Source organism: Desulfogranum marinum (assembly GCF_016918565.1).
In the GTDB taxonomy this organism is placed as follows: domain Bacteria; phylum Desulfobacterota; class Desulfobulbia; order Desulfobulbales; family Desulfobulbaceae; genus Desulfogranum; species Desulfogranum marinum.
The window spans coordinates 22,836-47,786 of record NZ_JAFFQD010000025.1 but is presented as its reverse complement, the minus strand read 5'-3'; the positions used below and the strand labels follow the sequence as shown (position 1 = coordinate 47,786).

Below are 24,951 nucleotides of genomic sequence, written 5' to 3'. Positions count from 1 at the left end.
TGAAATCGAATGTAGAGTTATAATAAATTACCCAAAAGCCAATGGAATTGGGTTGGAGAATGAGGAGAAAGGTCGTTTAAGTATTATTTGCTGCTTGTTGGTTTGCTCTTACCTTTGAAAACACGCCCGGCAAGGATACCTGCTTCATAAAGCAGAAACAGAGGGAGACAAAGGAGCACGGTAGCTGTGAGTTCTCCAGTGGCCAGTAAAAAAGAAAGCACCATTATTGCTATATAAAACCAGGTGCGTTTGTTAAAGAAATAATGAGGGGCAACGATTCCCGTACGGATCGCCATGACCATAAGAAACGGAATTTCAAAGGCAATGCCAAAGGCCAGTACCATTCGGCCGACAAAGGTCAGGTATAAACCAAACTTGGGCATGGGGGTGAGGTTTGGCCCGGCGTAGCTCATAAAAAAAGAAAGGATCTTTGGTAGGGCAATAAAAAAAGAAAAACAGGCTCCGCCAAGAAATAAGAACGTGGCCCAGAGTACAATCAGGCGGGCTGCTTTTTTTTCACCTGCAAGAAGCCCTGGGGAGATAAACATCCACATCTGAAAGAGTATGTAGGGAAAGCTGAACAGGATGCCTGCCAACAGTGATAGTTTGATATAGCTTATAAATGCCTCGGTAAGTTTGGTGTAAACAAGTTTCTCAAGCTCTGGTGCGGCGGTAAACAATGGCTGCATACAAAATGCAGCAATATAATCCTTGCCGAGATACGCAACAAGGGTACAGAGAAATACTGCACTGATAATGCGGATGAGGCGCTTTCTCAGTTCTTCGTGATGGGGGCGAAAGTGGTCAAATGCGGTTATCATTTGGCAGATTTTCTCTCCGCGTTGTCAGTATCATCGGCAGGTGTTGTTTCAGGCGAACTATCCGCCACAGGAGAATCGTTGTCCTTGTCCTGTGGTGTACTTTCAGCGTCTTCTTCCCAAGGGCGTAGGTTTTCCGGAGAGAGATCGATTGGTTTATCCTTATCTGCCTCTCCTTCGTCAACAGGGGCTTCAATGGCTTTTTGCGACCAGGTCTGGGTTTCGTTATCAAGGACCCGTTCCTTGAGGTCAGCGGCTGTTTGTTTCAATTCACGCTGCACTTCATTGAGTGTGTCGTCCTCTTCAGACAAGTTTTCTTTTAACTGGTTGACGGTTTTTTTCATCTCCATCAACCCTTTCGCAAGTGATTTGGCAAGGTCCGGGAGTTTGTCCGGTCCTACCACTATCAGAGCGACAGCGAAGATGACTATCATTTCAGGAAGACCAATTCCAAACATAAGAGTAGGCTCAACTGGTGAATTTTTTATAACTTCAGGGTAACTGTTCAGCAGTATCGCTCGGAATCTGTGTTTACCTCTGCACATGATCAGGCAGGAAGGTAGAGTGTTATTCCAGCAATCCAGACTGGTTATACCCATCTGGAGTACTGCCGAACCAATACAGATCGAGCTGAAAGCAAGGGTATTTGTTGTTCGCTGAGCAGTTACACTTCCGGCTTACGAAAACGGTCCAACCTTACGGGATTTAAAAAGACGTGTCAAGCGGTCTGGTTATTGCCGCTCGGGTGTTTTCTTGAGACCATCGATGAGGTGGTGAAGGGACATGATTGGGTTCGTGAACACCATGCGTGGCCCCGCATAGCGCATGATCTTGCGAATTTTGTTTTGCATATCAGGTTTGTAACAGTGCACAGGGCATTTACCGCAGGTTGATTTTTGTTCCTGGAAAGGGCAATGATGCAGTCGTTGCAGCGCGTAGTGCAAAAGTTCTTCACACTGTTCACAGGGAGGCGATTGTGCTTTATGGTGATCTTTGCAGTAACGATTGATCATCAGGGCCACGCAGTCGGCTTCCCGCTGCATCCTTTTGGAGGTGAATTTCATAATCGTTATTTATCACTTCCATATTTTGTATTGGATAAGGCATGATGTATTACTCTTTTTCCCTGATTTTATACTAGAAACCTCTCTTTTTTCCTTGATATATATCAAATCAAACTGGATAGATCTCTAACCCGCTGGTAATAGGTTTTACGACGCGACATCCCCCGGAAATAGACTCTTGTAATGTATGCAGGTTGTTGAAATTAGGTAAGAGATGGATTGTTATGTAGAGGGCGGTTAACCCCGATTTGACAGAGGTGTTATTTTTTGCTATATTAATCCGGTTCAAGTGAGGCTGGCACCTAATCGTGGTCGGCCTTTTCTTTTGTTATTTAGTTCAATTCCAGGAGATATCATGACCAGTGTTGTAGTGGTCGGCACCCAATGGGGTGATGAAGGAAAGGGGAAAATCGTTGATCTGCTTACTGAATATGCAGACTATATTGTCCGTTTCCAGGGCGGAAATAATGCCGGTCATACATTGGTGGTCGACGGAGAACAGTATATTTTTCATATTATCCCGTCCGGAATTCTATATCAGGAAAAAACCAGTGTTATAGGTAATGGCGTAATAATTAATCCAGAGGTTTTGCTGCATGAAATTGCGGAACTCAATAACAGAGGATTGCCCATTACTCCGGAGAGACTTCTGATCAGCAGCAATGCGCATTTGATAATGCCTTATCATCAGAGTCTGGATATTGCCAGAGAGGCGTCTCTCTCTAAAGGGCAAAAAATAGGCACAACCGGTCGCGGTATAGGGCCCTGCTATATTGATAAGGTTGGTCGAGTTGGCTTAAAGGTCGGTGATCTGCTTGATCCAGCTTTGTTTAAGGCGAAACTTGAGGCCGTGATTGATGAAAAAAACTTTATCCTTACCCGACAATATGACGCAGAGCCTGTAAATGCGGAACTGGTAATTGAGCAGTTTGCAGTTTTTGCGGACAAACTGGCGCCTTTTGTTGATAATGTTTCCATTGTCCTTGATAAGGCTCGCAAAGCTGGGAAAAATATTCTTTTTGAAGGTGCACAGGGAACCCAGCTTGATATTGATCACGGAACATATCCTTTTGTAACTTCTTCCAATACCATCGCCGGCAACGCTTGCATCGGCTCTGGTTTTGGTCCTGCCCATATTGATGAAGTTATTGGTATTCTTAAAGCCTACACGACCAGAGTCGGAGAGGGACCTTTCCCAACAGAATTGCCGGAAGGTGACATTGTTGGCGACACTTTACAGACGAAAGGGCATGAGTTCGGTGCAACAACAGGGCGAAGAAGACGTTGCGGTTGGTTTGATGGAGTGGTTGCAAATGATGCCGTTCGCCTCAATGGCCTGACTGGTTTTGCAATTACCAAGCTTGATGTTTTGTCAGGCCTGCAAAAGTTGAAGATAGCAACGCAGTATCAGGTAGAGCAGAAAAAATATGATTTCATGCCTGATAATATGCGAATCGCTCAATCGGTACAACCTGTGTACGAGGAAGTAGAAGGGTGGGCCGAAGAAATTACAGATGTTCGTTCCTATGATGACCTGCCCCGTGCAGCAAAGGAATACCTCAAACGTCTGGAAGAGTTTACCGGAACTGCACCTGCGATTGTTTCAGTCGGTCCTGATCGGGATGAAACATTGCTGTTGAGAAATCCGTTTGAAAAATAAGTGGTGATCTGATCGGGGAGTGTCTCGCTCCCCTTGCCATTTTTTTCAGAATGCTTACAAAATTCATTGCTGGATTCCAGCCTACGTTCCAAGCTTATATCTGGAATCCGCAACCTTAAATTCAATATTCCGAATATTTCATTCCGGAAGTTTTTATTATGGAGGCTACAAGATGGCTCGAATCACCGTAGAAGACTGTCTTGAAAAAGTGGGAGACGATAATCGTTTTTCCCTGATTCATCTCGCTGTGGAGAGAATTCGCCAGCACCGCAATGGAGAACCTTTTCTTGCTGCTGGGAAAAATAAGGAAGTGGTAATGACGTTGCGTGAGATCGCTGCGGGAAAGGTAACCTTTGACAATATTCACGATCTTCCACGACAGCGCAGATCCAAAATTACTGAATCCGAAGTCGAAACCAGCGACAATAACGAATAGAAACATTTAGTTATGAGTGAGAGCTATTACGAACTTCTCGGTGTATCAAGAGACGCATCTGCTGAGAACATAAAAAAGGCATATCGTAAATTGGCAATGAAGTATCATCCGGATCGCAATCCGGATGATAAAGAGGCCGAGGCAAAGTTTAAAGAAGCTGCCGAGGCGTATGAAGTGCTCAGCGATCTTCAAAAACGCCAAATTTACGACACTTACGGGAAAGAAGGTCTGCGGAGTAGCGGGTACAGTGGCCCGGGAAACAACGATGATATTTTTTCTCACATTAACGATATGTTTGGTGATATCTTCGGATTTGGAGGGCGTAGCCGTCAACGTGATCCAAATGCACCTGTCCAAGGTGATGATCTTCGCTATGATATCCAGATATCATTTATGGATGCTGTACACGGTGTGAACCGTGAAGTTGAAATAACAAAAAAAGAAACCTGTCTTACCTGTGATGGTACCGGGTCCAGGCCAGGGTACCGACCGGAAACCTGCCCCAGTTGTCACGGAAGGGGACAGGTGGTACGGTCTCAGGGCTTTTTTCAGGTAAGCACCACCTGCCCGCAATGTCATGGCGCCGGTCAGGTGATAAAGGAACCTTGTAATGATTGCCACGGGTCAGGATTGGTCAACAAGAGCAAGACCGTCAATATTCGTATCCCAGCCGGTGTCGATACCGGGTCAAGAATGCGGCTCTCCGGAGAAGGAGAAGGTGGCCGCCGTGGAGGTCAATCAGGCGATCTGTATGTCATTATTCATGTTGAAGAGCATGAATATTTTCAGCGTGATGGTCAGCTTATCTACCTGAGCCTTCCTGTGCCGATGGTACAGGCTGCTTTAGGGTGTGAGGTGGACGTGCCTACGATCCATGGTACTACAAAATTAAAGATTCCTGCCGGGACCCAATCAGGTGATCGTTTTACTCTGCGCAAGGAAGGTGTGCCTAGCCTCCGTGGTGGAGGTAAAGGGGACATGATCGTCGAAGCCCAGGTGAAGACACCCGTCAAATTGACAAAACAGCAGAAAGAGTTACTTAAAGATTTCGATGAGATGAGTAAAGAGCGGGAAGAGGAAGGTTTTTTCGCCCGTCTTTTCCATACCCATATAAGCAAACAGAAAAAGAAAGCAGATAAAACAGACAAGGTTGCCAATGGTTGATGAAAATCCTCTGTCCCACTTCGATGAGGCCGGCAATGCCCGGATGGTGGATGTGGGGAAAAAAAATGATACGCGACGAAAGGCTACGGCTGAGGGAACCATATCCATGTCTGATCAGGCGTACTCATTAGTGCGCCAAGGGAATGTCAAAAAAGGAGATGTGCTGGGGGTAGCTAGGATTGCCGGGGTAATGGCAGTAAAAAAAGTAGATCAGCTTATTCCCCTTTGTCATCCTCTTGCGATTACCGGTGTTGATATAGAATTTTCTCTTGATGATAAGCAGAAAGCAATCCATATAGAGGCTACTGTGTCGATTACCGGAAAAACAGGGGTTGAAATGGAGGCGCTTACTGCCGTTTCCGTGGCCGCTTTGACAATCTATGATATGTGCAAGGCGGTTGATAAAAGTATGGAGATTTCTGATATTAGGTTGTTGAAAAAAAGTGGTGGTAAAAGCGGGTTATTTGAAAGATCAGTAACAGAATGATATACTACAGAAAATATTATTAAACCAGTTTGCCGGAGTCTGCTGATATGGATGAAAAGGATTTGGCGCAATTAAAAGAGCAACTTGAAGCGATTAAGAACGATATTTCCTCTGATGTTGAACAGACATTAACAGAAATAGCGCATCAAGAAGGTAATATTCCTGATCCCAATGATCGAGCAAGTGTGGAGTCTGACAGAACGTTTGAACTCCGTATTCGTGGAAGAGAACGGAAGCTTATGGACAAAGTTGACGAAGCTCTTAATCGTATCGAAGAAGGCACCTATGGCATCTGTGAAGGTTGCGGCGAGGATATTTCTGTAAAAAGGCTTAAGGCCAGGCCTGTGGCTACCTATTGTATCGATTGTAAAACCAAATTAGAACAACGGGAAAAGGCACAGGGGCGCTAGAAGAGTTATGCCTGAATTAAGAAAAGATCCCATTTTGGGACGATGGATCATTATTGCCCAGGAAAGGGGGAAGCGGCCGACTGATTTTATGGTTGAGGAATACAAGGTTAAGGGAGGATTTTGCCCTCTTTGTCCCGGTCATGAAAAAACAACGCCTGACGAAGTCCTTGTTTATGGGCGCAATGAGGGGACGGCAAACTCTTCCGGATGGCAAACACGGGTCGTGCCCAACAAGTACCCGGCCCTTGTCATCGAAGGCGAATTGGAGAAACAGGGTGAAGGGCTTTATGATCGGATGAATGGTATTGGTGCCCATGAAGTGATCATTGAAAATCCTTCTCATGAAAAAACATTTGCAGCCTTGTCCCCGGAAGAAATGATCTTCACCTTCAGGGCTTTTCGGGACCGTATCCGAGACCTTGCACAAGATGAAAGATTTCGATACGTGATGGTGTTCAAAAACTTTGGTAAAGCGGCTGGAGCTTCCCTTGAACATTCACATTCCCAGCTGGTAGCCCTTCCCATTGTACCACGCAGGGTTTCTTCGGAACTTGAAGGAAGCCTTTCGTATTACAAATACAAGGACAGGTGCATATTCTGTGATATCATTCGACAGGAAAGACAGCAGGATATACGTAGGGTCTGCGAAAATGATTATTTTGTAACCATCACTCCTTATGCGCCTCGCTCGCCTTTTGAGATGTGGATAATACCACGTTATCATCATTCCAATTATGCGGCCCAAGATGAAAACTCTCTTCAGGCGCTTACAGATATTTTTTCAGAAAGTCTGAGGCGGCTGGATGCCTGTATACCAAACGCGCCGTATAATTTTGTTTTGCATACCCAGCCACTTCGTTCTCCACAGCTGGATCACTATCACTGGCACTTTGAAATTGTCCCCAAATTAACCTCCATTGCAGGCTTTGAGTGGGGAACCGGATTTTATATTAATCCAATGCCGCCGGAAGAGACCTGTAAATACCTCAAGGAAGTCGAACTGTAGGTGGGAAAATGGAACCAAAACGTATTTTGCTTGTTGATGACGAACAGGGCATCCAGTTGCTTTATCGGGGAGAGTTCGAAGATGAAGGATATGAGGTGATCTCTGCCTATAATGGGGAAGAGGCGCTGCAAAAATTCAGTGAAGAAAAACCCGATTTAGTGATTCTTGATATTAATATGCCGGGCATGAACGGAATTGAGGTACTTCGGCAGATGAAAGAACTCAATTCCCGGTTGCCGGTTATTCTTTGCTCTGCCTATCCTGAGTTTAAACAGGACTTCGGTACCTGGGCTTCAGAGGCGTATATTGTCAAATCCGCCAACATTGATGAGTTGAAGGCCACTGTAAAAAAATATCTTTCCTGATGTTTTTGGAAATATTTCGAATACATGAACTCTGCTTGATTTTATGTTTCCACTTGCCTCAACAGCCTGACCCCCGCTTTGCAGATTCCTAATGAAAGATATTCAGAGCCTGGAGGATACCAGACGAATAGATATACGTAAGGTAGGCGTAAAAAATATTTCTTATCCGGTTACCGTCCTGGATAAGTCGAGAAAAACGCAGGAGACAGTTGCTATTGTCAATATGTACGTGAACCTGCCCCATCAATTTAAAGGGACTCATATGAGTAGATTCATTGAGATCCTTAATCGCTTTCATGGGCGATTCAATCTTGAAACACTCCATCTCATTTTGCAAGAAATGAAAACTCGCCTCCAAGCCGAGGCTTCCCACATTGAAATCGCATTTCCTTATTTTTTTACTTCTACCAACTTAAGAGCCCTGTTTAAGTCACAAAGGTACGATTGCAAAATGATAGGTTCGCTTGAAGAGGAACTTGATTTGGTGGTAGAGGTCGAGGTACCCGTCCCACTGCTCAACGGCAACGAAAATGCGACAATTGCAGCTAACGGTTATGCAGGCTTCTGGGGTACAGCCATTGTTTCTGTTAGATTAAGCCATTTTTTGTGGCTTGAGGATTTGATTGAGCTTATTGAAAGCAGTGCTGCACGATCGACTGATCTCAAGAGTAGCGCTGAAACCATTTGTCGCAAACTTGGCACAGCCCTTGCCAACCATTCCGCTTTTTCATGGTATAAGGTAGTGGTAGAAAATGTTACATGCGGATATACCACCTCTGCTTCTGTTGAAGGGCCAATGGCTGTAGACGAAAAAATTTGACCCTTTCCCCTGATTGTAACCTGTCTTGAAGAGTGATATCGTTCAACTACGCTCCTCCGGTCCCTATTCTGGGCCAATGCATGCCGATAATATAGTACCCACGCATATGTACACTTTTGGAGTATAGGCTACCTTCAAGGCTCCAATCATAAACATAATATCGAAATTTCCAGGAAAAGACATTTTCAAGATGCCCTCAGAATCTTGCAATTATTGCTGATTTCTTAGGTTCTTGTTTTCTTGCCAAAAGGTAACTGTTATTGCCGGTATTTTCTCATTAGGGTAAGGTTGTATCCCGTCAGACCGATTCAGGTCTTGTTTTCTTGAAAAGCCTTTGAAAAGAGGCTATAGAAATTGTGTCGCAATATTATTTTGAAATGTGTTGCAATACCGTTTTATTTACCATTTTAGCTAATTACATCTACGGACAGCAATGAGCGAGCTACTATTTGAAATTGGGACCGAGGAAATACCTGCTGGATATATTCAGTCGGCACTTGATTTTTTACAAGCAGAAGCAGAAAAGAAGCTGAAGGAACTTGGCCTCAACTCCAGTGGTTTTAAGACTTTTGCCACTCCAAGGAGACTGACCCTCTCGGTTGATTTTATTGAAGAGCGTCAACCTGATAGAACTTTAGAACATATTGGTCCTTCGACCGTTGCCGGCTATGATGGTGACGGTAATCCAACCAAGGCTGCCATCGGTTTTGCCCGCTCCAAAGGCATGGATCCAAGTGATCTTCAGGTGATCAAGACAGCCAAGGGAGAATATTTAATGGCTGTTGAGGATGTACAGGGCAAAGATACCCTTTCTTTACTTCCCGGTGTGCTTGAATCTCTTATTCGTGAGTTGGTTTTCCCAAAGTCCATGCGCTGGGCAGATACTGCAACGGCTTTTGTCCGCCCGATTCAGTGGTTGGTTGCTCTTTATGGTGGGCAAAAGGTCGATCTTGTTTTTGAAGGGATCGTTGCCGGTACGACCACCCGTGGGCATCGCTTTATGTCTCCTGATACCTTTGATGTTACTGGTACCGAGCAGTATCTCTCCACTTTGGCCGAAAAATATGTGGTTGCAGATAACAAGATAAGGCGTGAACTCGTGATCAGTGAGGTAAAGCGTGCTGTACAAGAACATTCAGGGATAGCAGACGCACAACCTGTTCTCCATGAAGGTTTAATAGATACGGTTACTAATCTTGTTGAAAAACCTTACGGTGTCTGTGGAAGTTTTGATGAAAAATTTCTTACATTGCCCGATGAAGCGTTAATAACCTCCATGCGCGAACACCAGAAATATTTTCCTGTTGCCGATAAGGACGGAACGCTCCTTCCCCGTTTCGTGGCTGTTAATAACACCGATATCAAGGACATCGATCTTGCTGCAAGCGGACATGAAAGAGTATTACGAGCTCGGCTTGAGGATGGTTTATTCTTTTTTAATGAGGATAAAAAAAGAAAACTCAGCGACAGACTCGATCAGCTAGACGGGATTATTTTTCAGCATCAGCTCGGGACCATGCTTGCGAAGAGCAGGAGAATGGAAAAGATTGCTGCCATGCTGGCGGATAAGATACAACCAGCACTCAAAGAGGCAACCATGAGAGCTGCTAGGCTTGCAAAAGCCGATTTGCTCACAGAAATGGTTGGCGAATTCCCTTCTTTACAGGGGATTATCGGTAGCGAATATGCCTTGCATGACGGCGAAGATCAAACGGTTGCCCAGGCCATCCATGAGCACTACATGCCCGTCCGTGCGGGGGGGCAACTGCCTGCCTCACTGCCCGGTGCTTTTGTAGGGTTAGCTGATCGCCTTGATACTTTGGCCGGCTGCTTTGCCATAGGCGAACGGCCCACCGGTAATAAAGATGCCTTTGGTTTACGCAGGCAGGCGATTGGGTTGCTCAATATTTTAAAAGGGCTCAATATTAATCTGTCATTGTCTGCAGTTATAGAGGCAGCTCTGGCTGCCTATGGAGACCAGATCAAGGTCCAAGAGCACACCGCAGATGAGATTCTAGATTTTATACGCCTTCGTTTCGAAAATGAGCAGGTGGCCTCAGGTGTTTTACAGGAGGTTGTTGATGCTGCAACAGCAACCGGCTTTGATAATCCTCTTGATTGTCTGGGGCGGATTCAGGCATTGGATGCAATTCAGAACCAACAAGACTTTGCCGTGCTTGCCGGTGCATTTAAACGAATCAGGAATATTATCAAAGACAACACTGAGACTCAGGTAGAGCCAAATCTGTTGAGTGATGCGGCAGAAAAGGATCTTTATGCGACTCTGGAAACCGTTCGTTCTAAAGCTTTACCATTGCTGGACGAAAAACAATATGACAAAGCATTGCTGGAGATGCTGGCAATGAAATCACCAGTGGATCGGTTTTTTGATGATGTCATGGTTATGGCGGAAGATGCCCGGATCAGGCAAAATAGATTGAATTTACTCACCGCATTGGGTGAGCTTGTGCTGCAGGTAGGAGACATTTCAAAGATGCATGTAGAGTAACGCATAACTCTTCTATAGAATAAAAAAAGGCTGCTCAACGTGAGCAGCCTTTTTTTATGCATTACGAGCAATAGATATCATCCCTGTTTAGGATGACATACTCCGCATTTTGCAAGATCCTTTGATGTCTTAGCGTGGCAACCCTTACATTGAGCGTGAGCAGCGCCTTTGTAAGTTGCCAGTTCTTTCGGCATTGTTTCGCCTTTATTATGGCAGGACTCGCATTTTTCAATTTTTTGCCCTTCCACATAGGCTACCTGCTTACCAGCATCATCTTTTGCGTGATGGCATTCGCCACACTCCAGACGACCCTGGTGGGCAGCATGTGGAAAAATAGCTGGCTTTGGCTTTTTGGCCTTGTCAATGGTTGATTCCAGTGTCATGTCTGCAGGTCCTTTGTCGCTGGCAGTTGCGACGCCGAAACTGACCATGCCCATGAGTGCTAAAGCTGTACAGCATGCTAAAATTTTCTTCATATCAATCCTCCTTTGATATTTTTAGTATATGAACAAAAACAGCTATTGAACGTTAATTGTATAGCTCTTAAACCTAGCCTTGTCAACAGATGTCCGGGGAATGAGAGACTGTAACCTCCTCAAATAGAGTACCTCTTCACGGGGGTGATAACTCTTTGATTTATTATACCTAAAACCTTTACCTGTAAGTAGGTACCAAATAGAATTACATTCTTGCTGAAAGTTGCCTGTGGGAGCATTAACTGGAGCCGTAGCTATGAAGACCGGAAAGAAAAAAGTTAACGCCGAAGTAGGTAAAAAATACGGCAACAAAGCCGATGATGGCCAACCAGGCAATGCGTTTGCCGCCCCATCCTCTAGTGAACCGGGCATGAAGGGTAATGGCATACACAAACCAGGTGATAATCGACCAGGTTTCTTTGGGATCCCAACTCCAGTACGTTCCCCAGGCCTCATTGGCCCAAATGGCTCCGGTAATAATACCTGCTGATAACCACATAAACCCAAATACAATGGTTTTGTGGGTCAGGTCGTCAATAATTTTTAATTCCGGTAAAGAAGAAAATAATGTGGGTGCTGCCGTTCTTTTCTGCTCAGTGCCTGCTTTTAACAAGTAAATAAATCCAAGAGAGCCTGCGACCGCAAAGGCACCGTAACCAATGAAGCAGGTAACAACATGGGCGATAAGCCAATTTGATTGCAATGCAGGAATAAGCGGACTTATTTGATCGTTTATTCGGTCTGAAAAAGAGGCATAGGCAATGGAAACAAAGGCAAAAGGCATCACAAAAGCGCCGATGATTCTTGCTTTATATTTTATCTCCATAAAGAGGTAGAACAGCGCTGTACACCAGGAAAAGAAAATAAGTGATTCGTACATGTTGGTCAGGGGGGCATGTCCAATTCCCATTTGGTAGGACTCATACCAACGCATGCCGATGCCGATAGTTTGGATGAGTAAACCTCCGGCGGCAAGGAGCATACCGATGAAACCGATTTTCTTATTTTTAAAAAGGAAAAGCGCGAGATAAAAAGCTGTTGATAGCAGGTATGCTATCATTGTGATGCCGAAAAGTTGTGAACTGTTCATGAAAATTCCGTTGGCTGATAGAGTTACGTTTAAACCACTCTTATATGGTCAGGAAAAGTTCTGCAGCTTACCTGGTTTGTTTGTCATTATCGGAGCAGTATGCACAGAATTGAAAATTACTCATCTGTTGCTTCAAAGCGGGTGGCCAGTCTGTTGAAGGTTTTTTCAAAACCGATTTTGTTCTTATTGGTATTACCGGCAACAATGATTTCTGTGTTTTTTCCTTTTTGCTGTATGAAAACAAAAAGTTTTCTATGGGACATGAAAAAAGCAATATAAAGGCCGACCAGCATTAAAATACAGCCCCAGTAGACTAACCATACACCTGGGTCTTTGGTTACCTGTAGTCCTGTAGCGTAAAGTTGCTTGGCGTTAAATGTATAGGTGCCGGAAGGACGTTCTATCATAGCTTCCTGCCCCATGTTGACCCAAAATGTGGAAGGATCCCCTTGGTTGTCAGTCAACCAGACCTTTACCCTCTGCGTAACCTTTCCTTTGGCTTCTTGGTTAATAATACCAAAAGATATTCCGCCTTCCTGCCATTCCAGCTGTTTTGCGGGGGGAACAACCCTCTTGATCTGCTTGTTGGTCCGATTGTTTTGCAGCGAAACAACAAAATCCTGATAAGGCTGATAGCTTGATTGATAGAACGTCACCCCTTTATAGGTCAAGGGTGCGTTGACCTCAATATCTGTTGATAAAATTTCCTGATCGTTTTCCAGCACTGTGACCTTGGAAAGATAGGTCTTGGGCATCCCATTACTGTAATATTCTATGTCGAAAAAGTCGCAGCGGACTGTAAACCCAAGATCAATAGGCTGGCCGCTTTTGAAACTATAGATGACTTCAGACTCCCTGGTTTCCGGAATCATAACAGACCCCTTAAACGCGAAGGACGGCTTGTGGAGAACCTTTTTGGCTATCATTGAGGAGCCGATAACAGCGCCTAAGAGAATGATAAGGATAGAAATATGGACAACATAGACTCCAAACCGTGTCCATGGGCCTTTTTCTGCAAAAAACAAGGTGCCTTGTTCATTGTCTCGTTGAGTTGTTTTCCACCTTTCGTTTGTCAGTATGGCGTGGACTCTGTCTACACTCATTTCTATGGTTGTATGCCAGGTGAACGAAGAACTGAGCGACATTTTTTGCAAACGCTCGGGACTGATTGCCAAATTATCCTTTTTTATGATCCTGATGACCTGGGGAATCCGGTCTATGCTGCAGACAATAAGGTTGATGGCAAACAGTAGTAACAGCAGGAGAAACCACCATGAATTATACATGTCGGTGAGCTTCAACAACTCAAAAAACCTTGCCATTTGCGGACCATACTGCTTGGCATAAAAGGAGGCTGGAGAATTTTGAGGAATGATCGTACCAATGATGGATGTTGCTGCTAAAACAAACAGCAGGAACAGGGCTAATTGCACCGAAGAGAAAAAAGCCAGGATCGGGTTTTTAGTAGATTTCGTCATTGAATGCATTATCCATTTTCAAGGGAAGCATATCATGCATACAAAATGGGCATACATGGTAGTGCATGATCGGGTGGAAAAGAGCTAAAAAATATATCATTTTGCACAACAGCGCATGTTTTTTAGCTGATCCGGGTAAAAATCGCAATTACTTGTTTGGTCGCAACGGGTATCGGGGATGAGGACGTAAGCGCTAGCCAAGACCATATTGGTAGTAAAGCAGTCCTTGTCATAGATTCACCGGTTGGCGCTATCTTTTTGGTTCTTTCTTGCTTTCACTTCCACTTTTGATCCAGAGCCAGTGCCTTGCTGATGAGCTCAAGGATATGGATTGTCTGTACATTGAGCATGGCGTGATTAATCGAATCCTGCAATTGCAGCATGCAACCCGGACAGGCTGTTGCCAAGAGCTCTGCTTCGCTCGCCTTAATGCCGGCAACCTTTCGTTGACCAATAGCTTTACTGTATGCATAATGATGTGCTGAAAAACTTCCACCAAGGCCGCAGCAAAGATCGCTGTTTTCCATCTCTTCATAATGTGTATTGGGCAGTGATTGAAGCAGGGCCCTGGGCTCATTAATAATGCCCTTTGTCTTAAGATGACAAGGATCATGGTAGGTTATGCGAGTACGCTCTTTTGTTGTGGGCAATGCTGCCAAGATATCGGCCAGTCCTTCCTGATAGAGAAATTGATGGATTTCTCTGACCTTGCCTGCAAAGTCGGCTTGCTCTTCAGTACTGTTTGGATCAGTCTCACCAATACCGGAATGGCAGGAAGCGCACCCGGTTACAATATAAGCAACCTCGTGAGCTTTAAAGGCTTCCAGGTTTGTACGGTTTAACTGCTCTATAAGCTTCGTGTCACCGGTAGAGCGGGCTGGAATGCCACAGCAACCCTGGGTACGTGGTGTAAACACTGAATACCCTAGATGATTGAGCAAGGAGGCCATTGCCACCCCGATTTTGGGGTAAATATAGGTAATGGCACATCCTGCAAAAAGGCCGACAACCGGTTTGTCGGGCCGGCCTTGTATAAATTCCGGCAGTTCTGTAAAAAGATTTTTGGAAGCCACTGCAGGAAGGGTGCGCTGCGCGTGACCGGAAACTGGAAACCTGAGCCGAAGACCGCTTGTTTGTGGCACCTTTTTAAAGAGTACCGGAGACAAAACATCAGCCGTTTTCACCAAAGCTTTTAACAGGGGGGGATGTCCGGTGAGTGCTGCCACTGTTTTACCGGTGAGTGAGAGTCCTTTTCTGTTACTGATTTCACGTCGCATCGCACCGACTATTTTGTCGGTCGGGACCTTGTTCGGACATTTAACGACACATGAACCGCACATAAGGCAAAGGCTGACATCCTCTTCCAGACGCGAGTCAATGGTTACGGATTCTTCGAGCAGGGCCTTTGCCAGGGCTAGTTTACCTCTGGCAACGGCTCCTTCCTGTCGCGCTTGGTCATAAACCGGACAATGAGCCTGACACGCACCGCAGCGAACACATTGATTGATGGCATCCTTATAAGGGGTTAGTTCGTTATAATCAGTCATGCAGTGGTTGGTGGTATGATGATTTTTTAAATGGTTGATTCCAGGAAAATTTTGCCTGGGTTAAGAATGTTGAGCGGATCCAGCGCTTTTTTTATGGTCTGCATGTACTTCCGGGTAGCACTATCTATTTCCATGGGCAAATAGGCCGCTTTGGCTGTGCCGATGCCATGTTCGCCGCTGATGGAACCTTCCATATCAACGGTTGTCTGGAAAATTTCCTGGAGCACCCGTTGAACTGTCTCCGGCATACCGGGTTCTTTGAGATCGACCATAACATTAACATGGATATTGCCGTCACCTGCATGGCCGAAATTGACAATCGGGACATTATATTTAGCAGAAAGTTTTTCAAGAGCACGTATCATGTCCGGCACTTTGGACCTGGGCACGACTATATCCTCGTTGAATTTGTCAGGGTTGATTTTTCGCATGTTAGGACTCACACTGCGACGTACACTCCAAATAGCCTCTGACTGTTCTTCTGTCTCTGCAATTTCCGTGTGTAGTACATCAAGCTCACTCACCAATTGAATAATAGTTGCAGCCTGTCGTTCAAGGATGTCGGCATCTCCATCCACTTCAATGATGAGCAGGGCGCGACATTCTTCAGGTATATCTAAGGCCGAGTTATGGCGGATGCAGGCAAGCGTGGTCGCGTCGAGAAATTCCAGGGTGGTGGGGATAATTTTGCCACGGATTACCGTAGAAACTGCCTGCGCTGCACCTTCTATGGATGCAAATTGGATCAGCATGGTCTTTTTTGCAGCAGGCTTGGGTAAGAGCCGGATGATAATTTTGGTAATAATTCCAAGAGTCCCCTCTGAGCCGACAAACAGCCTGGTGAGGTCATAACCGACCACATTTTTTATCGTTGCTCCACCCGTATGAATAATATCACCGGTCGGAGTAACTACTTCCAAACCTAAAATGTAGTCTTTGGTCACTCCGTATTTTACACATCTTGGACCACCGGCGCATTCAGCCACATTGCCGCCAAGTGTACAGAACTCTTTTGACGCAGGATCAGGTGGGTAAAAAAGCCCGAGTTTCTCAACTTCTTTTTGCAGAGAGGCGGTTACCACTCCAGGTTCAACTGTCGCAGTGAGATTGTCCTCATCAATGGCCAGAATGCGGTTCATTTTTGTTAAGACGAGAACTATCCCCCCCTGTATAGGAAGAGTACCGCCGGTAAAGCCACTACCGGCACCGCGCGGGATTATGGGGACGCCGTGCTGGTTAGCGAGCTTGACAACGTCGCTTACCTCTCGGGTGGTCGTTGCATAGATAACCGCATCCGGAAGATATTCTTTTTGAGTGGCATCGTAACTGTGAGTAATTAAATCTGCAGTTTCGGTGTAGACATTGTTTTTACCGACTACATTTTGCAGTGCTGTATGAACCTGCTCTGTGATCATGTGTGTTTTTTCTGCAAGAGAGGATTAAGGAGAGTGTGCATGCAAAGCATTTTGCTCTGCAGAACAGCGCATTAATAATAAGGAGACAATATAATAATGTTTGTTTACAGCCGCTTTAATTATATTTAGGGGGGATAGATAGGCGATCGTGGGTGGGAAGTGTCTTGTTGACTAATTGATACCTGCGACACCTATGTCGATTCGTCTTTTTCACATCTTATTTCGGTAGGTTGAGGCAATTTCTTCTGCGACCTCCTCTTGGTCAAGGTCAGAGCAGGTGATGATGGTGTCCGCATATTTGCGGTATAGAATCTGGCGTTCAGCGAAAAGTTCCTGAAAGCTCTGGTTGTCCGCCTTGGCAATACCGCGGGTATCAAAATTTTTGATTCGTCGTGTTATTTCTTCAAAGTCTACATTAAGAAAGACAAGGGTAGATATCGTCTGTAGATGACGCATTGCCGGTTCGCTGTAGGCTGCACTGCCTCCGGTGGCAATGACATGATTAGTGATATTGAGCTTGCATATCTCATTTTCTTCTATGCGTCGTAGATGCATGTAGTCGCCGGCATCGATGATTTCCTGCAGGGACTTTTGCTGGTTGATTTGAATGAGGACATCCGTATCAATAAATCCCATGGATAGAGTCTTGGCAAGGATGATGCCTACTGTACTCTTACCGGCTCCCGGCATGCCTATCAGGGTTAGGTTAGTTTTCATGAAAGCGTGTTTTGACCCAAAAGGTAATGTTCAATAATGAGGTGGTTACAGCGCTATTAGTAATAACGGATAAGTAGGTGCCAAGCAAGTCCGTCGTCTCAACCTTGGGTAAAAGAAGCATGAGATAACAGTATATAATCCATTGACCCAGCATCAAAAATGCCCCAAAGGCTAGGAGTCTGTCGGACTGAACCCTTTCTCCTCAACTCGTCGTTATTACAGAAAAAATAATACTCGCGGGTAAGCGTAGACTCCGATATTAAGTATATGGCTGTGCCTATTTTTCCGTTAATGCCTTTATTTGAAGAAAAAATTGCTCAATCAGACCGGCTCCTAGGAGACCTTTAGAGCGTGAAGAATCTTACCAGGCACACTCTTCCAACACTGTTCCGCGGGTAGATATGACGACCTGCTTTACAGGGATATCCGGTTTAACGGCATCATAAGCCTTTTTAATAATGTGCGTCATCGAACCGCAACAGGGTACTTCCATGATTAAAATGGTGAGTGACTTTAGCTGAGCAGTCTCAAATATTTCGGTAAAACGCTGGATATAGAGCTGCTGATCGTCGAATTTAGGGCACCCCATCATCACTACTTTTCCCGCTATATAATCCTGCTGGATATGAGGATAAGAAACTGCGGTGCAGTCTGCCGCAACGAGCAGGTCACTTTTTTGCAAAAAAGGCGCCGTTGCCGGGATCAAGCGAATTTGTACCGGCCAGTGCGAGAGAGCTGATCCTGTTTGCACACTTGGTGTGTTGGTACTTTGGCAGGGCGAAGCTGGTTGCAGTGTTTGCAGTTGCGCGGATGGGCATCCACTCGGAGCCTGTTTGGCTTGTTGGGTGTTGCCAGCTTTCATGCCGGCCAGGTATTCCTCCACAGCCTCTTCGTCAAACTCGTCTGCCTCCCGTTCTATAATTCGAAGAGCTCCGGTGGGGCAGGAACCGAGACAGGCGCCAAGACCATCGCACAGTTTGTCGGCGACCAGACGGGCTTTACCGTCTACGATCTGTAAGCTACCCTCGGCACAATCAGGAACACATTGTCCGCAGCCGTCACACAATTCTTCATCAATTTCTATAATTTTTCGCAAGTTTTTCATTTTTTATATCTATATGGTGATTTATTTGCGGGATATGGGCATATTCGTGAAATCAGGAAAGAACAGCTTTATGTAAAGCTTCTATCCCAACCCGCTCCATGAACCTGGCGCTGCGTGTTTTAAATTGAGCAGCAGTACTGTAGTAGAGTAATGTCCTCTCTATGAGAGCAACCGCTTCGTCCTCTGTAAGTCCGTCAGCAACAATGTCGCCTATTCTTGGCCTTCCCCCTCCATTGCCGCCAAAGGTGAATCGCCAGCCGTTTTTCTCAGCAACTAGACCGACATCGCGAATCCAGGATTCACAGCAGCACATCCTGCATCCTGAAATACCAACTTTTACTTTGCTGGGCAGAGGATTTTTTAACTCTATTTTTTTTAACCTGTCGTGCAGGTGCAGCGTGTCACCAACCCCATATTTGCACCAGGTATTTCCCGGACAGGCCTGAATGTAATGGAGACGACCGTTTTTGTGGGGTGGTTTTGCTGGTGTGTTTAGTTCTTTTTGAAGACTCTCCAGCTGTTGCGGTTCCATACCGAGGAAGGCTATACGCTGGGCGCCTGTAATTTTTGTGCGGGGCACATTATATCTTTTGACCACGTCAGTGATTTTTTCGAGATCTTCAGGCGAGAGCATGCCTGCGTCCATATCCGGCATAACAATATATGTCTTGTGATTTTCTCTGGTCATGTTGTTTGAAATACTCTTCCTGTCGGTGAGATCCGACCGGAAGAGTTTTTATTGTTGGGTAAAGAGGTACCTGCTAGCCTAGGATAGCCTGCAGATCTTCTTCCGGTGTTGCTGCAACAGGTTTGATATCGAAGGTATCAACCAAAAATTGCAATACAGCTGGAGAAATAAAAGCAGGAAGGGATGGTCCAAGACGGATATCTTTGATCCCAAGGTAGAGCAGGGTGAGCAAAATCGCTACTGCCTTTTGTTCATACCAGGAGATAATCATTGACAGGGGAAGGTCATTGACTTCACATTCAAAAGCTTTTGCCAGAGCAACTGCAATTTGAATGGCAGAATAAGCGTCATTGCACTGGCCCACATCCAGCAACCTTGGAATTCCACCTATAGCGCCAAGATCCTTATCAAAGAAACGGAACTTTCCGCAGGCAAGTGTAAGAACCATGCAGTCGTCTGGTACTTGTTCGACAAATTTGGTGAAATAATCACGACCTGGCTTTGCACCGTCACAACCGCCAACAAGAAAGAAATGTCTGATAGCCTTTGATTTAACAGCTTCGATAACTGTATCGGCAACGCCCAAAACTGCATTACGGGCAAAACCAACCATAACATGACCCTGATCGGCATCGTCGGTAAAGCCCTCCATACTCAGGGCCATATCAATCACTGCACTGTAATCTTTGTCCTCAATATGCTTGACTCCAGGCCAGCCGACCAGACCGTTGGTGAAGATGCGGTCCTTGTAGTCATCCTTGGGTTTTTGGATACAGTTGGTGGTAAAAAGAATCGGTCCGGGAAAATTCGGAAATTCTTTGTGCTGATTTTGCCAGGCAGTCCCGAAATGGCCATAAAAATGGTCGTATTTTTTGAGCTCAGGGTAGCCATGACAGGGCAGCATCTCACCATGCGTGTAAACATCAATCCCTTTGCCCTCTGTTTGCTTAAGCAGGAGCTCAAGGTCATGGAGATCATGGCCGGTAATAAGAATACATTTATTTTTTCGATGGCCAAGTGGTACCTGAGTGGGAACAGGGTGTCCGTAATTACCGGTGTTGGCAGCATCGAGAAGCTCCATTGCACGAAGGTTAATTTCTCCAGCCTTCATGGCAACCGGCACGCACTGCTCCACAGTAAGCCCTTCTGCAAGCAATGCACACAAGGCCTCGTAACAGAATCCTGCAACTGCAGGATCTTTTTGTCCTAGTATGGCGGCATGGTCTGCATAGGCGGCGATACCTTTTAAACCGTAAAGCAGGGTTTGTTTCAGCGAACGAATGTTTTCATCAGTATCAAGATTTTCGATCAGGTGCAATGCTTTGCCCTGATCAACCATTCCAGCGATTGTATCTGCAGGGAGAAAAGTTGCAGGCGCTTCGGAAAAATCTGTTTTCCCGCCGGCTGCCGCTACCTTGGCCTTCATTGCTTCACGATACTCAATGGTTTTGTTAATCAGCGCAAAAAAACGATCCGGATCAAAATCAACATTAGTGAGGGTGGAGAAAATGGCCTCATAGGTGTACAAGTCCGTGGCTTCATCAACGATGCCAAGTTGGCGAGCTTCATTAGCGTAAAGAGCCAGCCCCTGCAATGCGTGGATAAGGAGATCCTGAAGATCGGCCACTTCTTCATTTTTGCCGCATACTCCAGCTACATTACAGCCTGTTCCTTTTGCAGTTTGTTCGCATTGATTACAGAACATAGTAGTTTTTCCTCAAGTGAGTTATTGTAGGTTGTGTGTCATATTGAATGCACACATCATACACCTAAGAGTGGTTCTTCAATTGATCTAGGTCAAAAAATAAATTTTTATTAAAAAAAGTGAAAAAAAAAGAAATTCTCAAAAAAAGCCTGCTTTTTAACGGTTTGCCTGACGAGCAACTCGATGCTCTGTGTAGTATTTCCGTTTCGAAAAAATATCAGCGTGGGCAGGCTGTGTTTCATGACGGCGAGCCTGGCAATGGGTTTTATATGGTGGCTAGCGGAAAGGTAAAAATTTTCAAATTATCAACCGACGGCAAGGAACAGATCCTGCATATATTCGGTGTTGGCGAGCCTTTTGGTGAGGTGCCTGTTTTTCATGGTACTCCTTTTCCTGCTTCGGCATCTACCCTCGCAGCTTCGGAGTTGTTTTTTTTCCCAAGGTTGGAATTTATTAATTTACTCAAAGCCAACCCATCACTGGCTTTGAGCATGTTAGCTGTCTTGTCCATGCGATTGCGAAGATTTACAACCCAGGTTGAAAATTTGACCCTGAAAGAAGTGCCTGGACGGCTTGCCTCTTACCTTCTCTATCTTATAGAGGAGCAAAACAGGGAAGAAGAGGTGGTGCTCGATGTTCCCAAAGGGCAGTTGGCAAGCCTTTTGGGAACAACTCCGGAAACGTTGTCTCGAATTTTTGCAAAAATGAGCGAAGAAGGGCTGATCAAGGTCGCAGGCAAGACCATTCGTCTGCTTGATTTGGAGCGCCTTCGTGAGCGATGAGAGGTCTTTCTATAGCATGTATGAAAAAAAATTTTTCAATGAACAGGTACTGTTGATTAATTTTTTGGAGGTTGGGTATCGCTAAAGAAGAGGTACTGATTTTTTCCCTGACTCTTAGCCAGATACATTGCTGAGTCAGCATTGCTGAGTAGTTGGCTCACCTCATCACCGTCTGCAGGGAAAAGAGTTATCCCTATACTTGCTCCCACTTGAGCTTGTGCATTGTTGATGGTTATTGGCTGGGAAAGGATAGCTATAATTTTAGCAGCAATGGTTGCAATGTCTTCCTGGGAGGCAACTTCCGGGATAAGGATGGCAAATTCATCACCACCAAGGCGTGAAACCGTATCAGATTTTCTGCATGTTTTTCGCAGGCAATACGCTACGTGCTGCAGGAGCGTGTCTCCAGCGTCATGGCCTAAACTATCGTTGATGTTTTTAAAGCCATCGAGGTCAACATACATCAGCGCCAACGTATTATTGTATCGATTTCCATGCGAAACCGCTTCTTCGAGGCGGTCGAAAAAATGGCGCCTGTTGGGCAGGTTTGTCAAAGTGTCAAAATAGGCCATTGTTTTTAATCTATTTTGAGCAATTTTTCTTTTGGTAACAGCATAGGCCATGCTCCACGATCCGATGGCTGTCAAAATGAAAAGAACAGCACCCAGAATCAAAAATTGCATAAAAATGGCATGGGACTTTTGGTCAATTTTTTGTTGTGGAAGAAATGATATCAGATGCCATCTGTATTGCCCGATGGTTCCTTTTGCCGGCGATGCATATTGACTTGGTTCAGCCTCATCCAGCATAGGCAGCACAGTGTTAAATGAATAAAGACCTTCTGGGGTACCTATTTGTTCCTTGGCGGATGATTGTATTTCTTTCCAGACTTCAGGCGATTGGATCGCCAATGAAACATCTGCTTTATCCTGAAACATAAAACCCCACTCGTATGCAGGGTCAGGGTGCCTGAGCCAATACCCTTGATTATTGACCAGCATAGTTTGACCAAGTGATACCCGCTCGATGGAAAGTAGGCTCGTGAGTATATCCTGGCCTAGAAAATTTAAAACGAGTACCCCACGTTCTGTACCATGGTTATCAAAAACCGGTGTGCATAATCGGATCATGGGCTTAAAGGGTTGCTCAACCGTTCCATGTTCTACATTCAGATCGAAAGGAGAGACAAAGACCTCGTCTTTCTTCAGCGAAACACATTCTTTATAATAATATCTGTCAGCTTTTGACTGTAGCTGGTCGTCCGGGACAATGAGCGGTTCACCTTGATTGAAGTTTACCCGTAAGATTTCCATCCCCTGTTTATCGATGTACCTAATCTGGTCATACATACGAGTACTTTTTGCCAAAGAAATATATTCCTGCCCCATCAGGGTGAGTTGTTGTTTTTTTTCGGTCCGCAGATATTGGCGGAGTTCGTTTTGGTCTCGGAGAAAAAAGATGTCTGCCTTGATATCCTTAAAAATAGAGCTGATCCTCTTTTTCCGTAATTCAAGACCGTATGATTCCTGGATTTTAATGAAGTGTGTTAAGTCTCTTGTCTCTTTTTGATAAAAAAAAGTGAGGAGACCACTGAGGATCGCACCGGTTGTGAAAAACAGGATAAAAAAGAGCTTAATGCTGGGGCGATAGAGTGGTGTCTGCTCTTGGATCATGTCTCTAACATGGGGTGATGTTGGATAGGTAAGGTTGCGTTTATTTGTCAGATTGATCCCGTAGGTGCATCAAATTGGTAATATGAGCATAACTGTCAGGTGAAAGTGTAGAAAAAACCATTGCAAAACCCTCTGGTTCATGGCGACAGACGGTACCGACAACTGTGAATTGCAAGGTGCTGCTTTTCCCTTCCAGCGTAATGTCAACGGAGCAATCCGTCTGTAGGGGTATTTTGGTTTCTGTTATAATAAACAGTCCTTTAAGGCTGATATTTTCGGTTTTAACTGCGGCCGAGAGTGTCTGCCCGGAGTCAAAATGGACCAGTGCTGTGGATGTAAAATGTATACGTTGTGCTTGTCGGCGTTCGTTATTCATTGGTGTAGCTGCCAAGTTGTTGATTGATAAGGAGAGTCAGATATATTCAGTTGTGGCTCTCAGTTTAGAGAGTAGCTGTTCTTGACCACGGTTATTATCGGTAATTGTTTTCGTTTTTCAAAAAAAATATACATTGGCGCCATTGATTTCCAGAAGTTGATCCAGGGTGATTGGGAAAAACGTTCAAGATTGGGCTTTGTAAGTGCAAATGGAAATATATGTACTTCTACTTTTTGTTGCCCAGCGAGTAATGCCTGTTGCACTGTAACGTAAATTTCCTCCATCTTTTTATCACCCATGGCGAAGCATCCTGTGGAAGAGCAACCTCCATGGATCATTATGTTGCTTCCATCCCGATGATTATTGAGATCGTATAAATTTGGATAGCCAATGTCAAACGCAAGATGGTAACTCGATGTGGGGTTGAGTTGGTTACGTCGGACATGGTAAAAACCTTCCGGACTTTGCAAATCGCCTTCTCTTAATTTGGGACCAGGATATCCGGAATAGGTACAAATAGGGTAGGAGGAAAAAAGCTCAAATGTTGTGTCTTTTTTGACCCACAATTCAAGAATGCCCGGCAACTTGAGGATGCGGATAAACACCTGATTACCGAGGGTAAGTCCTCGGGCGCTGAGTTTATGACCTACCTCGTTTTGGATGGCTGAAAAAAAATGTCCAGCCTTGCCACCGGTTGGGCTCCCCTCGGTCGCGTTGCAAGGCGCTATGGGCGACGCTACCAGCAACAAAAGCAGGGTAAAAAAAAAGTTCAGGCGGTTACACGTCGGCATCTTTTTCGGCATTGTTTCGATTAACTCACTTGTGGAACTTGTTCTGCAAGTGGCTGAGTCTCGCCCGAGGGAGGAACTTTTTGATTAAAAACGAAAAACAGACTGTTAATTATTCAATTACTCTTTAAGCAATAATATCAATTCATTTTGTTTAAAATCAAAAAGTTCATAAGAAACTCGGCCTAGCTTTATCGGTAACAAGCGTAGTTAGTCTTAAGCCGGCACCACGTACTCAACGTGTGTTTATCTCAAAAGAGTTTTCAGGCGAACCAGCATCCTTGGCGGCCATGAGCCTGAACATGGTTTATTGTCTGCAATTCACTCTTATCCCTGTAATCAAGGGAAAAACAAGCTAGCCATAAGCCACGA

The 24,951-nt window shown here is 45.1% G+C and carries 25 protein-coding genes; 10 read left to right on the top strand and 15 right to left on the bottom strand.

Features of this window, described 5'->3' with window-relative positions:
• Nucleotides 1-83: 83 nt before the first annotated feature.
• The 3 genes from tatC to JWH17_RS14230 all read right to left on the bottom strand — a co-directional run bounded on the left by tatC (nt 84) and on the right by JWH17_RS14230 (nt 1,882).
• Nucleotides 84-821: a twin-arginine translocase subunit TatC gene (gene tatC / locus JWH17_RS14240; protein WP_205223297.1), complete on the bottom strand. Its 738-nt coding sequence runs from the start codon at nt 819-821 to the stop codon at nt 84-86.
• Entirely contained in the window at nt 818-1,276 is a 459-nt protein-coding gene (locus tag JWH17_RS14235) for a twin-arginine translocase TatA/TatE family subunit (RefSeq protein WP_205223296.1), read from the bottom strand. Before JWH17_RS14235 ends, tatC begins: the two co-directional genes overlap by 4 nt.
• A gap of 273 nt (nt 1,277-1,549) precedes the next feature.
• Nucleotides 1,550-1,882: a nitrous oxide-stimulated promoter family protein gene (locus JWH17_RS14230; RefSeq protein WP_205223295.1), complete on the bottom strand. Its 333-nt coding sequence runs from the start codon at nt 1,880-1,882 to the stop codon at nt 1,550-1,552.
• Between the two features lie 355 nt (nt 1,883-2,237).
• Here JWH17_RS14230 and JWH17_RS14225 point away from each other — a divergent pair, with 355 nt between their 5' ends.
• The 9 genes from JWH17_RS14225 to glyS all read left to right on the top strand — a co-directional run bounded on the left by JWH17_RS14225 (nt 2,238) and on the right by glyS (nt 10,739).
• Complete coding sequence (locus JWH17_RS14225) at nt 2,238-3,542, top strand: adenylosuccinate synthase (protein ID WP_205223294.1); 1,305 nt, start codon at nt 2,238-2,240, stop codon at nt 3,540-3,542.
• A gap of 172 nt (nt 3,543-3,714) precedes the next feature.
• Nucleotides 3,715-3,978, top strand: a complete 264-nt coding sequence (gene rpoZ / locus JWH17_RS14220; protein WP_205223293.1) for a DNA-directed RNA polymerase subunit omega — start codon at nt 3,715-3,717, stop codon at nt 3,976-3,978.
• Between the two features lie 12 nt (nt 3,979-3,990).
• Nucleotides 3,991-5,142, top strand: coding sequence for a molecular chaperone DnaJ (gene dnaJ, locus JWH17_RS14215; RefSeq protein WP_205223292.1), 1,152 nt, complete (start codon nt 3,991-3,993; stop codon nt 5,140-5,142).
• Nucleotides 5,135-5,629: a cyclic pyranopterin monophosphate synthase MoaC gene (moaC, locus tag JWH17_RS14210; RefSeq protein WP_205223291.1), complete on the top strand. Its 495-nt coding sequence runs from the start codon at nt 5,135-5,137 to the stop codon at nt 5,627-5,629. Before dnaJ ends, moaC begins: the two co-directional genes overlap by 8 nt.
• 47 nt (nt 5,630-5,676) lie before the next feature.
• Nucleotides 5,677-6,039 (top strand): RNA polymerase-binding protein DksA, encoded by a 363-nt coding sequence (gene dksA, locus JWH17_RS14205; RefSeq protein ID WP_205223290.1) that lies wholly within the window; start codon nt 5,677-5,679, stop codon nt 6,037-6,039.
• 7 nt (nt 6,040-6,046) lie between these two features.
• Nucleotides 6,047-7,045 (top strand): galactose-1-phosphate uridylyltransferase, encoded by a 999-nt coding sequence (galT, locus tag JWH17_RS14200; protein WP_205223289.1) that lies wholly within the window; start codon nt 6,047-6,049, stop codon nt 7,043-7,045.
• 8 nt (nt 7,046-7,053) lie between these two features.
• A complete protein-coding gene (locus JWH17_RS14195) occupies nt 7,054-7,410 on the top strand; it encodes a response regulator (protein ID WP_205223288.1) in 357 nt (118 codons plus the stop codon).
• 91 nt (nt 7,411-7,501) lie between these two features.
• Nucleotides 7,502-8,230 carry a GTP cyclohydrolase, FolE2/MptA family gene (locus JWH17_RS14190; protein WP_205223287.1) on the top strand — a complete coding sequence of 243 codons (729 nt, stop codon included), beginning with the start codon at nt 7,502-7,504 and terminating at the stop codon, nt 8,228-8,230.
• A 433-nt stretch (nt 8,231-8,663) separates the two neighbouring features.
• Complete coding sequence (glyS, locus tag JWH17_RS14185) at nt 8,664-10,739, top strand: glycine--tRNA ligase subunit beta (protein ID WP_205223286.1); 2,076 nt, start codon at nt 8,664-8,666, stop codon at nt 10,737-10,739.
• Nucleotides 10,740-10,816: 77 nt separating this feature from the next.
• Here the strand turns inward: glyS and JWH17_RS14180 are convergent, their stop codons facing one another.
• From JWH17_RS14180 to hcp, 9 genes are all read right to left on the bottom strand, one after another.
• Nucleotides 10,817-11,215, bottom strand: coding sequence for a cytochrome c3 family protein (locus tag JWH17_RS14180; RefSeq protein WP_205223285.1), 399 nt, complete (start codon nt 11,213-11,215; stop codon nt 10,817-10,819).
• Nucleotides 11,216-11,453: 238 nt separating this feature from the next.
• Nucleotides 11,454-12,305, bottom strand: coding sequence for a c-type cytochrome biogenesis protein CcsB (gene ccsB, locus JWH17_RS14175; RefSeq protein ID WP_205223284.1), 852 nt, complete (start codon nt 12,303-12,305; stop codon nt 11,454-11,456).
• Nucleotides 12,306-12,421: 116 nt separating this feature from the next.
• Nucleotides 12,422-13,783: a cytochrome c biogenesis protein ResB gene (locus tag JWH17_RS14170; protein ID WP_205223283.1), complete on the bottom strand. Its 1,362-nt coding sequence runs from the start codon at nt 13,781-13,783 to the stop codon at nt 12,422-12,424.
• A gap of 275 nt (nt 13,784-14,058) precedes the next feature.
• A complete protein-coding gene (locus JWH17_RS14165) occupies nt 14,059-15,330 on the bottom strand; it encodes a (Fe-S)-binding protein (RefSeq protein WP_205223282.1) in 1,272 nt (423 codons plus the stop codon).
• Between the two features lie 26 nt (nt 15,331-15,356).
• Complete coding sequence (locus tag JWH17_RS14160) at nt 15,357-16,745, bottom strand: FAD-binding oxidoreductase (protein ID WP_205223281.1); 1,389 nt, start codon at nt 16,743-16,745, stop codon at nt 15,357-15,359.
• Between the two features lie 210 nt (nt 16,746-16,955).
• On the bottom strand, nt 16,956-17,462 hold the full coding sequence (locus tag JWH17_RS14155; RefSeq protein WP_205223280.1) for a shikimate kinase: 507 nt from the start codon (nt 17,460-17,462) through the stop codon (nt 16,956-16,958).
• A gap of 361 nt (nt 17,463-17,823) precedes the next feature.
• A complete protein-coding gene (locus JWH17_RS14150) occupies nt 17,824-18,567 on the bottom strand; it encodes an ATP-binding protein (RefSeq protein ID WP_205223279.1) in 744 nt (247 codons plus the stop codon).
• Nucleotides 18,568-18,619: 52 nt separating this feature from the next.
• A complete protein-coding gene (locus JWH17_RS14145; RefSeq protein WP_205223278.1) occupies nt 18,620-19,255 on the bottom strand; it encodes a ferredoxin-like domain-containing protein in 636 nt (211 codons plus the stop codon).
• A 73-nt stretch (nt 19,256-19,328) separates the two neighbouring features.
• Entirely contained in the window at nt 19,329-20,960 is a 1,632-nt protein-coding gene (hcp, locus tag JWH17_RS14140) for a hydroxylamine reductase (protein ID WP_205223277.1), read from the bottom strand.
• 119 nt (nt 20,961-21,079) lie between these two features.
• On the opposite strand from hcp, the gene JWH17_RS14135 reads away from it, so the two are divergent.
• A complete protein-coding gene (locus JWH17_RS14135; protein ID WP_205223276.1) occupies nt 21,080-21,742 on the top strand; it encodes a Crp/Fnr family transcriptional regulator in 663 nt (220 codons plus the stop codon).
• 56 nt (nt 21,743-21,798) lie between these two features.
• Here the strand turns inward: JWH17_RS14135 and JWH17_RS14130 are convergent, their stop codons facing one another.
• The 3 genes from JWH17_RS14130 to JWH17_RS14120 are packed head-to-tail and all read right to left on the bottom strand — an operon-like array spanning nt 21,799 to nt 24,594.
• The gene (locus tag JWH17_RS14130; protein ID WP_205223275.1) at nt 21,799-23,415 is read right to left on the bottom strand and encodes a sensor domain-containing diguanylate cyclase; all 1,617 of its coding nucleotides are present in this window, start codon (nt 23,413-23,415) and stop codon (nt 21,799-21,801) included.
• A 40-nt stretch (nt 23,416-23,455) separates the two neighbouring features.
• Nucleotides 23,456-23,791, bottom strand: coding sequence for a PilZ domain-containing protein (locus JWH17_RS14125; protein ID WP_205223274.1), 336 nt, complete (start codon nt 23,789-23,791; stop codon nt 23,456-23,458).
• A 59-nt stretch (nt 23,792-23,850) separates the two neighbouring features.
• Nucleotides 23,851-24,594: a L,D-transpeptidase family protein gene (locus JWH17_RS14120; protein WP_205223273.1), complete on the bottom strand. Its 744-nt coding sequence runs from the start codon at nt 24,592-24,594 to the stop codon at nt 23,851-23,853.
• Nucleotides 24,595-24,951: the final 357 nt, after the last annotated feature.

Excerpts from the sequence above, each read along its gene's own strand:
- tatC (WP_205223297.1), bottom strand. The coding sequence starts at position 821 with ATGATAACCGCATTTGACCACTTTCGCCCCCATCACGAAGAACTGAGA.
- JWH17_RS14235 (WP_205223296.1), bottom strand. The coding sequence starts at position 1,276 with ATGTTTGGAATTGGTCTTCCTGAAATGATAGTCATCTTCGCTGTCGCT.
- JWH17_RS14230 (WP_205223295.1), bottom strand. The coding sequence starts at position 1,882 with ATGAAATTCACCTCCAAAAGGATGCAGCGGGAAGCCGACTGCGTGGCC.
- JWH17_RS14225 (WP_205223294.1), top strand. The coding sequence starts at position 2,238 with ATGACCAGTGTTGTAGTGGTCGGCACCCAATGGGGTGATGAAGGAAAG.
- rpoZ (WP_205223293.1), top strand. The coding sequence starts at position 3,715 with ATGGCTCGAATCACCGTAGAAGACTGTCTTGAAAAAGTGGGAGACGAT.
- dnaJ (WP_205223292.1), top strand. The coding sequence starts at position 3,991 with ATGAGTGAGAGCTATTACGAACTTCTCGGTGTATCAAGAGACGCATCT.
- moaC (WP_205223291.1), top strand. The coding sequence starts at position 5,135 with ATGGTTGATGAAAATCCTCTGTCCCACTTCGATGAGGCCGGCAATGCC.
- dksA (WP_205223290.1), top strand. The coding sequence starts at position 5,677 with ATGGATGAAAAGGATTTGGCGCAATTAAAAGAGCAACTTGAAGCGATT.
- galT (WP_205223289.1), top strand. The coding sequence starts at position 6,047 with ATGCCTGAATTAAGAAAAGATCCCATTTTGGGACGATGGATCATTATT.
- JWH17_RS14195 (WP_205223288.1), top strand. The coding sequence starts at position 7,054 with ATGGAACCAAAACGTATTTTGCTTGTTGATGACGAACAGGGCATCCAG.
- JWH17_RS14190 (WP_205223287.1), top strand. The coding sequence starts at position 7,502 with ATGAAAGATATTCAGAGCCTGGAGGATACCAGACGAATAGATATACGT.
- glyS (WP_205223286.1), top strand. The coding sequence starts at position 8,664 with ATGAGCGAGCTACTATTTGAAATTGGGACCGAGGAAATACCTGCTGGA.
- JWH17_RS14180 (WP_205223285.1), bottom strand. The coding sequence starts at position 11,215 with ATGAAGAAAATTTTAGCATGCTGTACAGCTTTAGCACTCATGGGCATG.
- ccsB (WP_205223284.1), bottom strand. The coding sequence starts at position 12,305 with ATGAACAGTTCACAACTTTTCGGCATCACAATGATAGCATACCTGCTA.
- JWH17_RS14170 (WP_205223283.1), bottom strand. The coding sequence starts at position 13,783 with ATGACGAAATCTACTAAAAACCCGATCCTGGCTTTTTTCTCTTCGGTG.
- JWH17_RS14165 (WP_205223282.1), bottom strand. The coding sequence starts at position 15,330 with ATGACTGATTATAACGAACTAACCCCTTATAAGGATGCCATCAATCAA.
- JWH17_RS14160 (WP_205223281.1), bottom strand. The coding sequence starts at position 16,745 with ATGATCACAGAGCAGGTTCATACAGCACTGCAAAATGTAGTCGGTAAA.
- JWH17_RS14155 (WP_205223280.1), bottom strand. The coding sequence starts at position 17,462 with ATGAAAACTAACCTAACCCTGATAGGCATGCCGGGAGCCGGTAAGAGT.
- JWH17_RS14150 (WP_205223279.1), bottom strand. The coding sequence starts at position 18,567 with ATGAAAAACTTGCGAAAAATTATAGAAATTGATGAAGAATTGTGTGAC.
- JWH17_RS14145 (WP_205223278.1), bottom strand. The coding sequence starts at position 19,255 with ATGACCAGAGAAAATCACAAGACATATATTGTTATGCCGGATATGGAC.
- hcp (WP_205223277.1), bottom strand. The coding sequence starts at position 20,960 with ATGTTCTGTAATCAATGCGAACAAACTGCAAAAGGAACAGGCTGTAAT.
- JWH17_RS14130 (WP_205223275.1), bottom strand. The coding sequence starts at position 23,415 with ATGATCCAAGAGCAGACACCACTCTATCGCCCCAGCATTAAGCTCTTT.
- JWH17_RS14125 (WP_205223274.1), bottom strand. The coding sequence starts at position 23,791 with ATGAATAACGAACGCCGACAAGCACAACGTATACATTTTACATCCACA.
- JWH17_RS14120 (WP_205223273.1), bottom strand. The coding sequence starts at position 24,594 with ATGCCGAAAAAGATGCCGACGTGTAACCGCCTGAACTTTTTTTTTACC.